General features: G+C 61.5%; 8 protein-coding genes. 7 read left to right on the forward strand and 1 reads right to left on the reverse strand.

Annotated features, from left to right (window positions below; all coding sequences use genetic code 11):
- The first annotated feature begins 1 nt into the window (after position 1).
- On the forward strand, positions 2-178 hold the full coding sequence (locus R3F07_02995; protein ID MEZ5275332.1) for a hypothetical protein: 177 nt from the start codon (positions 2-4) through the stop codon (positions 176-178).
- Here the strand turns inward: R3F07_02995 and R3F07_03000 are convergent.
- On the reverse strand, positions 175-1,248 hold the full coding sequence (locus tag R3F07_03000) for a LacI family DNA-binding transcriptional regulator (GenBank protein ID MEZ5275333.1): 1,074 nt from the start codon (positions 1,246-1,248) through the stop codon (positions 175-177). The genes R3F07_02995 and R3F07_03000 overlap by 4 nt on opposite strands.
- Before the next feature lie 106 nt (positions 1,249-1,354).
- On the opposite strand from R3F07_03000, the gene R3F07_03005 reads away from it, so the two are divergent.
- The 6 genes from R3F07_03005 (at position 1,355) to R3F07_03030 (ending at position 13,650) form a co-directional block, all read left to right on the forward strand.
- Entirely contained in the window at positions 1,355-4,258 is a 2,904-nt protein-coding gene (locus tag R3F07_03005) for a glycosyl hydrolase (GenBank protein MEZ5275334.1), read from the forward strand.
- Positions 4,259-4,276: 18 nt separating this feature from the next.
- The gene (locus R3F07_03010) at positions 4,277-5,968 is read left to right on the forward strand and encodes a beta-xylosidase (protein ID MEZ5275335.1); all 1,692 of its coding nucleotides are present in this window, start codon (positions 4,277-4,279) and stop codon (positions 5,966-5,968) included.
- 361 nt (positions 5,969-6,329) lie between these two features.
- The gene (gene gnpA, locus R3F07_03015; GenBank protein MEZ5275336.1) at positions 6,330-8,543 is read left to right on the forward strand and encodes a 1,3-beta-galactosyl-N-acetylhexosamine phosphorylase; all 2,214 of its coding nucleotides are present in this window, start codon (positions 6,330-6,332) and stop codon (positions 8,541-8,543) included.
- Between the two features lie 154 nt (positions 8,544-8,697).
- Positions 8,698-10,305, forward strand: a complete 1,608-nt coding sequence (locus tag R3F07_03020; GenBank protein MEZ5275337.1) for a hypothetical protein — start codon at positions 8,698-8,700, stop codon at positions 10,303-10,305.
- Between the two features lie 482 nt (positions 10,306-10,787).
- The gene (locus R3F07_03025; protein MEZ5275338.1) at positions 10,788-12,134 is read left to right on the forward strand and encodes a hypothetical protein; all 1,347 of its coding nucleotides are present in this window, start codon (positions 10,788-10,790) and stop codon (positions 12,132-12,134) included.
- A gap of 85 nt (positions 12,135-12,219) precedes the next feature.
- Positions 12,220-13,650, forward strand: a complete 1,431-nt coding sequence (locus tag R3F07_03030; protein MEZ5275339.1) for an arabinose isomerase — start codon at positions 12,220-12,222, stop codon at positions 13,648-13,650.
- The last annotated feature ends 12 nt before the right edge of the window (positions 13,651-13,662 follow it).

Here is a 13,662-nt window from a genome sequence, read left to right on the forward strand (position 1 = left end):
TATGAGACGAATCCTGCAGATTGCCTCGGTTATCGCGCTGGCGGGGACCATTATCCCCGCAGCCGTCTACCTCGGCGGCGGTCTCGAATTGCCCGTGGTGAAAGGGTGGATGCTTGCGTCGACTGTTCTCTGGTTTGCCACCGTCCCGTTCTGGATGGGCCGCGAACCCGGCAATTAGCCGGATTTCCGGGTCCTTCGACCGCGTGCGCATTTGACGGGTTCGACCGATCGGACGGTGGGCCCGTCCACCCACTCCGGGGGAATCATGGTGATGGAGGGAATCCTCGGGGGGCCGTACTCGTTGTGGAAGAGTTGGGCGGTCAGTAGCTCGATGGCCCTCGAGCCGATCAGACGCGGATGAAAATCCAGACCCGCACAGGGCACCAGGTTGACGTTCAGATTGAGGGCACAAAAGCCGTGGGTCTCGGGAACGGAGGCGCCGCAGCGTTCCATCCAGGGAATGACCGAGGCGCTGTGACAGATGACGACATCGGGTTTTTCTTCTTTGAACCAACGGGTGAACGAGGTGGGATCAATGCCTTCAGAGATCAGGGGTGGAACGCTGACCGAGCCCGAATGGTGCTCTTCGCAGACCCGGAAGGCGGCTTCCCATCGGTAAAGCAAGCGTTCGTCGTGTTTGCCATCCATGACCAAGCCGAGGCGGCGGTATCCGAGGGATCTCAGTCGCGGAATCAGATTCATCATGGCCAGGTAGTGGTCCGCGCACACAGCGTGAAGCGCGGGCTCCTTCATGACATAGTCGGTGTAAACGGCGGCGAAATGGCTCAGATCAATTCCCTTCAGGTCGGGCAATTCCCTGACGGGAAGCAGGAGCAGTCCGCGTATCCCCCTTGATCTCAGGATGGTGTCGAGTCGCGAGAGTGAGATCTCGCCTCTCCGCAGATCAAAGAGGTCCGCCTTGAACCCGAGTTCTTCGGCCCGTTCACGGGCTCCGGTCGCCAATTCCCGATGGTAACGTTCCGATGATTCCGGCCTTCCTTCGGGGCCATCAAGATCGACGATGGCGAGCATCCCCCGGAAGGTGCTCATGCGTGCCCGGCGCATTTCCGACATCATGGCACCGGCCAAGGGGTTGCGGTGATAGCCGATGGCCTCGGCCTCGGCCAGGATCCGCTGACGGGTGGCGGGCTTTACCCGGGGACTGTCACGGAGAGCTTCCGACACAGTGGTATGGGAGATCCCGAGCTTCTTTGCGATCTGTCGCAATGAGGGGGTACAATCGGACATGCTGGGGTGGGTTTACGGTAAGATTTTGCCCGGGTGGCCTCCACGGGCAAGGCATTTCAGCGTTGCGTATCCATCGGACCCCAAGGAACCTCCAACCGGTTTGCTGATGAGCTTTCTTCCGCTCCTGGAATCGTCTCTCCTGCGTTCCACCATCCCCATGCTTCTCCTGGCGGCGGTCCACCCGGGCACACGTGCCGCCGATCTGGAGTGGCCGGAGATCACGGCGGAGACGAAACCCTGGTCGCGGTGGTGGTGGTTGGGCAACATCGGCCGGCCGGAGGATTTTTCTTCGGAAATGGAGAAGTATGCCGCGGTCGGGTTGGGTGGGTTGGAGATCACGCCGATTTATGGGGTGCGCGGTTACGAGTCCCGTTTTGTCCCTTACCTTTCGGCGGACTGGATGAAGCAGTTGGGGCATGTGCTGGAGGAAGGAAAGCGGCTTGATCTCGGGATTGATATGGCGACCGGAACCGGCTGGCCCTTCGGTGGCCCCTGGATCGGACCGGACACAGCCGGCCGTTACCTGGTCCATCGGGTTTATCCGGTGGGCGGTTCGGGCCGACTGGAAGAACCGGTCGTCTTTGAGCAGGAACCCGTGCTTCGGTTTGCCGGCCCTCTCAGGGTGGTCCTCAGCGAATTGCGGGATCCGGTTTCCTCGAATGACAATCTGCAGGCCCTTGCCCTCGACCAGGTGCGGTTCCCCAGGAGGATTCCGCTCGTTGCCTTGATCGGATTTTCATCCGGTCGTGATCCGATTGATCTGACCGGACGGGTGGATCCGGACGGTCGACTCGATTGGGAGGCCCCACCCGCATCCGAGGGGTGGACTCTCCATGCCCTGTTCCAGGGGTGGCACGGCAAGCAGGTGGAGAGAGCCGGTCCCGGGGGAGAAGGTGACGTGGTCGATCACTTTTCGGGAGATGCGCTGAAGAGCTATCTTGGACATTTCGATCAGGCGTTTGCCGGGCGTCCACTCGATGGCCTGAGGGCGTTTTTCAACGATTCCTATGAAGTGGATGATGCCGACGGAGAGGCGGATTTCACGCCATCTTTTCTGGAAGCGTTTGAGATGCGCCGTGGTTACGACCTGAGGTGGCACCTGCCTGCACTTTCGGGCGGGGGGGATGGCGATGAGGCGGCACGAGTGTTGAGCGACTATCGGGAGACGATTTCGGATCTGCTGCTCGAGGAATTCACCCGGACCTGGGGTGGCTGGGCAAGGGCCATGGGGAAGATCATTCGCAATCAGGCTCATGGCTCACCCGGAAATCTGCTCGATCTCTATGCGGCCAGCGACATCCCGGAGCAGGAGGGCAGTGATGTGCTCTCGATCAAAATGGCGTCGTCGGCCGCGCATGTCACGGGCAAGCGTCTGGCTTCAGCCGAGGCGGCGACCTGGATCAATGAGCATTTTTCCGGTACACTCGGCGAGGTGAAGGAAGCGGTGGATCAGTTCTTCCTCGGTGGCATCAATCACATCGTTTATCATGGCACGGCCTTTTCACCGCCGGACGAACCCTGGCCGGGATTTCATTTCTACGCGTCGATCGAGCTCAATCCCTCGAATCCGATCTGGCGTGATTTTCCGGTCCTCAACCGCTACGTCGCACGGGTGCAGTCGTTTCTGCAGACCGGGCGGCCGGACGAGGACGTGCTTCTCTATTACCCGATCCACGATCGCTGGGCCCAGGTTGGGGATGGAACGCTGCCCCATTTTCATGGGCGCGAGAACGAGGGAATGACGCAATGGCGCGAGGTTTCGGGCCGGCTCCATCAGGCGGGCCTGGGGTTTGACTTCGTTTCCGATCGCCAACTCGGAGGGGTGACCCTTGCCGACGGACTCCTGCGAACCGAAGGCGGAGCGGACTACCGGGCAATCGTTCTGCCTGAAACCCGGCTGATGCCCCTGGAGACCCTGCAAAGGGTTCTGGGTCTGGTGGCTCAGGGTGCGACGGCCGTCGTGCAGGGATCGTTGCCGGTGGATGTTCCGGGTTGGTCCCGCCTGGAGGAGCGGCGGGCCGCGTTCGAGGCCCTCGTCGGAAACCTCAAACAGAACGGATCCATCGCCGATGGGGTTGAGATCCTGCCCTGGGGCAGGGGACGTCTGCTCATCGGGGATGATCCCGTGGCCATGCTGGAAGCCGCAGGGGTGAGGCGCGAAACCTTGGTCGACGTGGGGTTTTCAATGATACGTCGCCGGACTGAGGCGGGGCATGATTTGTTTCTCGTCAATCGGAGCGTCGAAACGCTCGACGGCTGGTTCCCGCTTGCCGACGCGTTTCACGATGCGGCCCTCTACGATCCGATGAGCGGAATGTCCGGGCGTGGGGCCACCCGGACCGGACGGGATATGAAGGGGGAAATCTTCCTGCAGGTGCCGCCCGGTGCCTCGATCATCATTCGGACGAGTGACCGGGCGATTGAAGGACCGGCGTTTCCATATTGGCGGAAAGGCGGGGAGGGCGTGGCGATCGGCGGGGAATGGTCGATCGATTTTGTGGCCGGTGGCCCGGATCTGCCCGAGTCGGTCGTCCTGCAGGAGCCCGGATTCTGGACGGAACGGGGCTGGGAACGGGCGGCAGTCTTCTCCGGAACCGCCGTCTACCGGACAGGATTCGTCCGGCCGGAGAATCCGGCGGACGGATGGATGCTCAATCTACCGGAAGTGGCCGATTCCTGCCGGGTTCGGCTGAACGGCCGCGAAATCGCCGCCTTGATTCATCCGCCCTGGCGGGTGATCCTGACGGCGGATGAATTGCTGGAGAGTAACGATCTCGAAATCGAAGTCACCAATCTGGCTGCCAATCGGATTGCCGACCTCGATCGACGGAGTGTGCTCTGGAAGAGATTCTACAATGTCAATATGCCCGCGCGCTTCAGGGAGAACCGCGGCCCGGACGGACTCTTCACCGCGGCCGCCTGGCCGGTCCGGCCATCGGGCCTGGCCGGCCCGGTCACCCTGACGCCGATGGAGGCCCTGAAATCCCTCGAACCAATGCCTACCCGTTGAAATCCCATCTCCCAGACCATGCCTGTATTCAGAATCTTGATTGCGGTCCTGATGATCCCGGCCGCCGGTCCTGCCATGATTGACGCCGAGGGAAGCTTTTCCGTGGACATCCGGGTTGACGCGTCGGCCTCGCTCGGTCCCTTGCGCGAGATCTGGCGGTTCTTCGGAGCGGATGAACCCAATTACGCCTACATGAAGGATGGTGAGAAGCTGCTGGCTGAACTGGGAAGTCTTCGCCCGGGAGGGATCTTCTTTCGGGCCCACAACATGCTCAATACCGGACCCGGGGAGGCGGCCTTCAAGTGGGGCAGCACGAACGCCTATACCGAGGATGAAGAGGGTAATCCCGTCTACGATTGGACGATCACCGACCTGATTTTTGACACCTATCTGGAGCGTGGGGTCCGGCCGTTTGTCGAAGTCGGTTTCATGCCGGAGGCGATGTCGATCGCCCCGCAGCCCTACCGGCACGAGTGGCGTCCCGGCTTCGCCTATTCCAATGTCTTTACGGGTTGGCGGATGCCGCCCGGAGACTATGGGAGATGGTCCGAACTGGTCTATCTGTGGGCAAGGCACTGCGTTGAGCGTTACGGGGCAGCGGAAGTGGAGCAGTGGTATTGGGAGACCTGGAATGAAGCGAACAATCAGCCCGATGGATACTGGGGCGGTTCGGCCGAGGATTTCTACAAGCTGCACGACATCACGATGGCCGCAGTCCGCCGCGCGGTGCCCAACGCCCGGGTCGGCGGACCCCATTCTGCCGGACATGGCGGAGAATTCACCATGAATTTCCTTGAGCATTGCCTGCGGGGAAGGAACTTCGCAACGGGCGAGATCGGCACGCCGCTCGATTTCGTTGCTTTTCACGCCAAGGGCGGGCCCACGATGGTCGACGGTCACGTGCGGATGGGTATCGCCAGTCAGCTGCGCACCATCGACCGGGGTTTTGAAATGGTGGCGTCGTATCCCGAGTTGCGCGCCACCCCGATCGTCATCGGCGAATCCGACCCCGAAGGCTGTGCGGCCTGCCAGGGCCCTCAACTTGCCTATCGCAACGGCACGATGTACTCGAGTTATACCGCGGCTTCGTTTGCCCGTAAGCATGATCTGGCGGACAAGCACGGCGTGGCCTTTGCCGGCGCCCTGACCTGGGCCTTCACATTCGAAAATCAACCCTACTTCGCGGGGTTTCGGCAGTTGGCCAGCAACGGGGTGCCGATGGCGGTGCTCAATGTCTTCCGGATGTACGCGCTCATGCAGGGAGAACGGGTGGCCACGAGAAGCAGTGGACAGATCCCGCTGGATCTCATGCTCACGGAGGGTGTCCGCGGCGATCCCGATGTCTCGGCGCTGGCCAGCCTTGATGCCAGCTCCGGGAGACTGGCCGTGATGGTTTGGCATTACCACGATGATGATGTTTCCGGTCCGGACGCTCAGGTCGGGCTGCAGATTGCCGGCCTGCCGATTGAGAATCGCGAAGCGCGACTCACGCATTATCGGATCGATGAAACGCACTCCAACGCCTATGGGGAATGGCTGCGCATGGGGTCGCCGGTTGCGCCCGACGAGGAGCAGTACAGCAGGCTTCTTGAGGCTGGGAAGCTGGCAAAACTGGATTCCGTTCCGGACGTCATGCCGGTCGTTGAAGGCACGATCACGCTTGAGTTCCTGCTTCCCCGCCAGGGCGTTTCCCTGATTGTCCTCGAGTAGCGGTTGTCTTGCCTTGGATGAGCGTTAGTTTCGATCATCGGTTTTGGGGTGGTCGCCTCAGTCTCTTGGGGCGTTCCGACCGAGATTGATGTCTGGAATGGAGTCATCGTCCGGTTGGGCGGACGGCATGGGAACCCGACCCCTCTCAACTCGATGGCATTGGCTTTGATGAGTGCCTTGCGAGCCGCTGGAATTGAGCAGAAAACGACCGGATCGAACTGTAATCCTCTCGGAGCTCTCGCCGACCCCACCAGGGAAGGTCTGAATCGGACCGAGCATTGGTCTCGAATCCCGGAGTCGGTGGATTCGATGTCGGTGTTCAATTGGTCCATGACTCCAACCGGCGAATTCACCGATCCAGATGACCTCCAAGACCCCTGAACTGATCTCCGGATCCTTCACCCTGCCGGGCGAGGCCGGCTATGAAGAACTCACCCTCCGACTCGCGAAGAAGTGGGGTGCCGACACCATCCGCGACAGCGACGGCACCCGGCTTTCACCTGCGATCACCCGATCGGGCCACGCGATCTACTCGACGGTCTGCCTGGTGCGGTCGATCCAGCCCTGGGCGCGCGAACATCAGGATCAGCTCCAGCAGAACTTCCTCATGAGTCGTCCCGTGGTCGCCACCAGGTCCAGCACCACGATCCGGCTCCTCGATGGCTTTTTTGAAGAGCAGTTCGTGGTCAATTCCCAGGACAGTCCGAAGCAGTGGTGGCAGGTCTTCGATCGGACGACCGGCACCGAGGTTCCGAAGTCGGGGTGGTCGTTCCATCCGGGCAGGGGTACCGTGACCATCCGCAACACCCGCCTCGGACACCAGTACACGGTGAATTTCCTCGCCTTCCGCATCTGGGAGGAGATCTCGATGTACAATCACATCACGAACAATTGGGGCGACCGCGAGCACCTCGCCGCAGTCGATCCGATGCAACCCGCCGTGCAGAAGGCTCTGCTTGTCTATCTCGAAGGATGGCTGGAGGGACATCCGGAAACGTCCGTCGTGCGGTTCACCTCGCTCTTCTACAATTTCTCCTGGTTCTGGGGCTCCGACCAGGACCGTTTGCGTGATGTCTATTCCGACTGGGGCGATTACGCGATGACGGTGAGCCCGAAGGCGTTGCGGACCTTCGAGAAACAGTATGGCTACCGGCTGGTTTCGGAGGATTTCGTCAACGGCGGCCTCTTCAATTCCACGCACAATCCGCCTTCCCTCCGCTACCGTGACTACATGGAATTCATCCATGATTTCGTCATCGGTTTTGGCCGCCAGTGCGTGGACCTCGTCCACCAGCACGGCAAGAAGGCCTACGTCTTCTATGATGACCACTGGATCGGGGTGGAGCCCAACAGCCCGCGTTTCCGGGAGTTCGGCTTCGACGGCCTGATCAAATGCGTCTTCAACGCCTTCGAGGTCCGTCTCTGCGCCCACGCCGGCGGAGCCGCCACCCGTGAGTTGCGCCTCCATCCCTATCTCTTTCCGACCGGTTTGAAGGGTGAACCGACCTTCAAGGAAGGTGGTGATCCCACCCTGGATGCGAAGAACTTCTGGATCGATGCCCGCCGGGGAATCCTGCGGGCGCCGATCGACCGAATCGGTCTGGGCGGTTATCTTTCCCTGGTGGAAGGGTATCCAGAGTTTCAGGACACAATAGAGGGCCTGGCGAACGAATTCCGCCTGCTCAAGTCGTTTCATGCCGGCGGAAAGCCGTGGACGGCGCCGTTCAGGGTCGCGGTCCTCACCGCCTGGGGCAACCTCCGGGCCTGGATCTGTTCCGGCCATTTCTTCCACGGGCTGGAGCTGAATGAGGTCCTGGAATCGCTGGCCGGCCTGCCTCTGGAGGTCGAGTTCATCAGTTTTGACGACCTGATCGCCAAAGGGGTACCCCGCGGGGTCGGGGTCGTGATCAATGCCGGGCGGGCGGGCAGCGCCTGGTCGGGCGGACACCACTGGGACGACCCGGAGATTGAGGCGATTCTCACTCGCTGGGTGCAGAAGGGCGGTGGATTTGTCGGCATCGGTGAACCGAGCGCCGCGCCGCAACCCGGAAGACTCTTCCGGCTGGCGCAGGTTCTGGGCGTCGATCGTGACCGCGGGGAACGGCTGGCCAACGGGAAGTACCGTTTTGACCCGCCGGACGGCGCGGGTGGCCGGCACTTCATGACGACGGATCTCGCGACGACCCGTGATCTGGATTTCGGCAGGGATGTGGACAGGGTCTTTGCCCTGGGTCCCGAAACCGAGGTTCTGGCGGAAATGAATGGTTCACCGCGCCTGGCCGCCCATGCCTTCGGAAAGGGTCGCAGCGTCTACTTCAGCGGGTTCAGGTTTTCCCACGAAAACACCCGGCTGCTTCATCGTTCCCTCTACTGGGCTTCCGGGCAGGAGTCGAGGTGGGCGGATTGGAACGTGTCCAACGTCCGGACCGAGTGCGCCTGGTTTCCGCAGGCGGGGCGACTGGTGGTGATCAACAATTCCGGAACGAAGGAGACCACCACGGTGATGCCGGGCGGCGGAAGGCGACCGCGAACTGTGAAGCTTCAAGCCCACGGAATTGCGATCCTTGAACCGTAGAACGGGCATGGGGCATCTCCTGCGGTGTTCACGGTGGTTTGGTCGGGCCAGGGAATCGGTCGTGCCGAACGCTTGGGAGCTGTGACAGTGATTGATGTTTCGCCGGTTGCTCTGTCAGGATGGCGTGCGGGTCGTCCGTTCGCGCCGCACATTCATGATCACTGAACTCCCTGAGCTTCCCACCCGCGTCTTCATTGAGCACGAAGATTCCCGGCTTCAGGCCGCGGATCGTCAGGGTTTTCGTTTCACGACAGGGCGTGGTCGGGTTGAGATCGGCGCCGGCTTGCCGGACCGGGATGTCCGGGTCACGTGTCCGGAGGGACCACTGAGTCGGGTGGTTCTCCGCTGGGAGACCCGGTTCCCCGCAGATACCTTGTTTCTGGGGGATCATTGGGAGAGGGGCTACGGCGATCTGCAATGGCGCTTCCTTCAGCCTGAACGGATCATGCCTTGGTACTTTGCCGCCCATCAGGCTGCCAGTGGGCGCACCTTCGTGGCCGGTGTGAAGACTCAGCCGGCGGCATTCTGCTTCTGGACGGTCGATGGTTCCGGCGTTTCTCTCTGGCTCGATTTCCGCAATGGCGGCAATCCTTCAGTTCCCGGCGATCGGGAGATCGCCGCCTGCACGATCGTCTCACTCGCCGGGGATCGGGATGAGTCGCCGATGATGAGCCTCACTCGTTTCTGTCGCCTGCTCTGCCCGGCGCCGCGTCTGCCCCGGGGACCGGTCTGTGGCAACAACAACTGGTACTATGCTTACGGACGGGATTTTGATGCGAATGCCATGCGGCGCGACGCGGCGTTCCTGGCCGAACTTGCGGAGGATCACCCGACCCGACCCTATTGTGTCACCGACGCCGGATGGACGCCGGGAACCGTCTGCCCGGGTGGCCCCTGGCGGAACGGCGATGCGCAGCGATTTCCCGATATGCCGGGTCTCGCCGCCGACATGAAGAACCTGGGCATCCGTCCGGGTATATGGATACGTCCGACCGCGTTGATGACGGTCGATGATCCGCGCCGGCTCCGCCCCGGACCGTGCTCGGTTGAGGAAAAGCCGCTTGATCTCACGCTACCGGAAAACCTTGCCCTGATTCACGATGATGTCGCCCGGGTTCGCTCCTGGGGTTACGAGCTGATCAAGCATGATTTCTCGACCTTCGATCTTTTCGGGCGATGGGGCTTTGAGATGGGTGCCGAACTGACCGATGCCGGCTGGAGTTTTGCCGATCGCACCTTGACCAACGCGGAGATCATTCTCCGTCTCTATCGGACCCTGCGCGAAGCTGCCGGTGATGCGGTTCTCCTCGGTTGCAATACCGTCGGGCACCTCGGCGCCGGACTTTTCGAGGTCCAGCGCACCGGCGATGACACCTCCGGCCACACGTGGGAAAGGACCCGCCGCATGGGTATCAACACGCTGGCTTTCCGGATGGCACAGCATGGTACATTCTTCGCCAGCGATGCCGATTGCGCGGCCCATACCGAAAAGACCCCGTGGGAATTTGACCGCCAGTTCCTTGAGCTGGTTTCCCGCAGCGGAACGCCCCTGTTCATCTCCTGCGATCCCCGGGGCATCCGGTGCGAGCAGAAAGCCGCCTTCCGCTCCGCCATGAAGACCGCCCTTTCGGGGGGAGATCCTGGAGGGTGCGAACCTCTGGACTGGCTGCACACCACGGCTCCACGGGTCTGGAGGATTGGGCACGAAACCGTGACCTTCCGCTGGGAGGAATCCACCGGAGCGTTGCCTCAGCGGATCTGACGGTTCCGTCCCCGGATCGTCTGTCGACCGGCGAATTCCGGGCGGGACAATCTGACGGTATGATTTCGCCGTCGTTGCGGGATTCAGGGGAGATGGTCTGATCGAAGGGCTGCAGTTGCGTCAGTTGTGGCTATGAACCCCATGTTCCGGAATACTGCGAGATCGGGCTGCCCCTGTCGGAGACTGACGGGGTGGACCGGACCTCTCACCCATCGCTGACCATGCCCGCCCTGAGCCGAATAACGCGTTTCCTGCACTCCCTCCTTCAGGGCGCAGCGGATGTCGGAAACCGCTTGTTTCGTGCTGCGGGCGGTGCCGGATTTCGAGGTATTCCGCCTTGCGGGTTTCGCCGATGGAACCGTCTCCGTGGCGGAGGCTGCGGAACCACGAGCAAGGTCGACCGTCCGGAGCGAGCCTTCCAGCAATCACTTGAACAGCCGGCTAAAAATGCGGTGGCCCCCAACATTCCTGACCGACATCTTATGAATACGCGAATTCGATGGAACTTCATGCTCATGGCGGCAGTGGCGTCAGCCCTGTTCCCGACGGCCAATGCTCAGATCGGACGTCGGTTGCCCTCGGAGAAGAAGGTGATCACCGACCCGGTGACGGGAGTTGAGCTTGCCTTTCTCACCAGCGCCCCGGCGGGGGACTCCAAGATCTACCAGACGCACCCGCAGTGGACTTCAGATGGGGAGTGGCTGGTTTTCCGTTCCGATCGGATACCGGGTGAGGCCCTAGCGGTCAACGAGGAGACGGGTGACATGGTGCAGGTCACCGAAGGCGGCTACTTCGGCATGCTGACTCTCGCCCACCGGACTCCGAGGCTCTATGTCATGCGCGACCCGGCGCTCCCCGCCACCGAACAACCGCGCTACGGCCAGAACGAGTCGGACAAGGCAATCGTGGAGATCGACCTGGAGAAGCTTTTTGCCGACAGCGCTGCCGGCCATCTTTCCACCGCCGACGCCTATCAACGGGTCTGCGGCATCGTCCCGGGTTCCATGGGTGCGGGCGGCGACATGACCATCGACGCGAACGGCGAGGTCATGTATTTCCGAATCGGACGGGAAGAGGCCGCGAAGAACATCGATCCTTCGATCGAGATCATGGAGAATTTCGGGCCGCGCAATATGGGCGCGGGTCCGACCGGCATCGCCAGCATGGACCTGGCGACCGGCGAAATCCAGATCGTCGGTGTCATGCCATTTCAGCTTGGACATATCCAATCCAACCCCTGGATCTCAGGCGAATTGGTCTTCTGCTGGGAAACGGGTGGCAAGTCGCCGCAGCGAACCTGGACCATGCGGGTGGGAGGCAAACCCGAACCCCTCTATCCCGAGGCCGACCACGAATGGGTGACTCACGAGGCGGTCATCGCCCCGGATGAGGTGGCCTTCGCCATCATGGGGCACCGCAAAGTGGGAACCGATGACGAATGGGGCCCTTCGGGCACCCGGGAGAAACCCACCGGTCTCGGCATCATCAATCTGCGGACCCACGAAGTGCGAATTGCCGGACAGACCCGGAGCGGAAGCGGGCTCTGGCATGTCCATGGCTCGGCTGACGGGCGCTGGGCGACCGGCGATGATTTCGATCGAAATCTCTACCTCATCGATCGAAGGACGGATGAGATGATCTTGCTGACAGCGGGCCACAAACCCACTGCCCGCGACCATGTCCATCCGACCTTCAGTCCCGACGGGACCAGGATCGAGATCCAGTCGGCCATGCTGTCGGAAGATGGCCGCTCGATGAACATCTGTATCGTCTATCTCCCGGATTCATTGCTGAATCGGGACTACAGCAGCGTCGTGAGGACGGATTGAGTGATGGTGGCTTGGTCCGGGCGGATTCCCAACGGAAGTCTGGTCACGAAACCGGCGCGGCGGTAGTTTTTCTGGAGGAATTCTCATGCACAAATCACGCAAACTGAGGATCGGCCTTTTTGGCATTGGCCTCGAGGCCTACTGGCCTCAATTCGAAGGTCTGGAGAGCCGGCTCAAAGACTATCTCGCCCGGGTTGCCGTTCGGCTCCAGCGGCCCGGAGTCGAGGTGGTGAATATCGGGCTGATCGACACGCCCGAGAAGGGATTGGAGGCGGGGCATCAGTTCCGTCAGTCCGATGTGGATCTGATCTTCCTGCACGTCACCACCTATGCGCTTTCATCCACCGTGCTGCCGGTTGTCCGGCGCGCCAAGGTGCCGGTCATCGTGCTCAATCTGTCTCCGGACCGGGCGATTGATTACGAGAATTTCAACCGTCTTGGCGACCGGACCCGGATGACCGGTGAATGGCTGTCGTTTTGTTCCGCCTGCTCGGTACCCGAAATCGCCAACGTCTTCAACCGGGCGCGCATCCCGTTCCATCAGGTCACGGGTTGTCTGGATGAGGAGAAGGTCTGGGAGGAAGTCGGTGCGTGGGTGGAGGCCGCCCGGGTGGCTCATGTCATGGAGCACAATCGACTGGGGGTCATGGGACATTACTATTGCGGGATGCTGGACATCTACTCCGACCTGACCCAGCAATGCGCCGGCTTTGGAGGACACATGGAACTCCTGGAGGTGGATGAACTCGCAGCCCTGCGGGAAAAGGTGACCGAGCGCGAGATTCGATCACGTGTGGCCGAGTTTCGGACCGCATTCGATATCCAGTCCAACTGTCCGGAAACCGAGTTGGAGCGGGCCGCGCGGACCTCGGTGGCCCTGGACCGACTGGTCGACCAGCACAATCTGGGTTCGCTCGCTTATTTCTACAGCGGAACGGGCAATCCGGCCAACGAGGACGCCATCAGTTCGATCATCCTCGGCACCTCGCTTCTGACCGCCCGGGGTATTCCCGTGGCGGGCGAGCTGGAGATCAAGAATGCCCAGGCCATGAAAATCATGGACGCGTTTGGAGTGGGCGGGTCCTTTTCGGAGTTTTATGGTGTCGACTGGAACGATGACATCTTCCTGATGGGTCACGACGGTCCGGGGCATATCGCGATTGCCGAAGGCAGGACGAAGGTGCGGCCGCTCGAGGTCTATCATGGCAAGGTCGGTCGGGGCCTGTCCGTTGAGATGTCGGTCCGGCACGGACCGGTGACCCTTCTGTCGGTTGTGCAGAAGGTGGACGGCACCCTTGAACTGCTGGTGGCGGAAGGGGAATCCGTGGCCGGCCCGATTCTCGAAATCGGCAATACCAACAGCCGTTACCGTTTCGCCTGCGGGGCCCGGGAGTTCATGGAGTCTTGGAACGCCCGCGGACCGGCTCACCACTGCGCCATCGGGGTGGGGCATATCGGCCATGAACTCGCCAATCTCGCCGCTCTGCTTGGGCTGGGATACCACAAGGTCACCTGAAGGGGCATCATG

The sequence above is a fragment of the Opitutaceae bacterium genome (genome assembly GCA_041395105.1).
In the GTDB taxonomy this organism is placed as follows: Bacteria; Verrucomicrobiota; Verrucomicrobiia; order Opitutales; family Opitutaceae; genus B12-G4.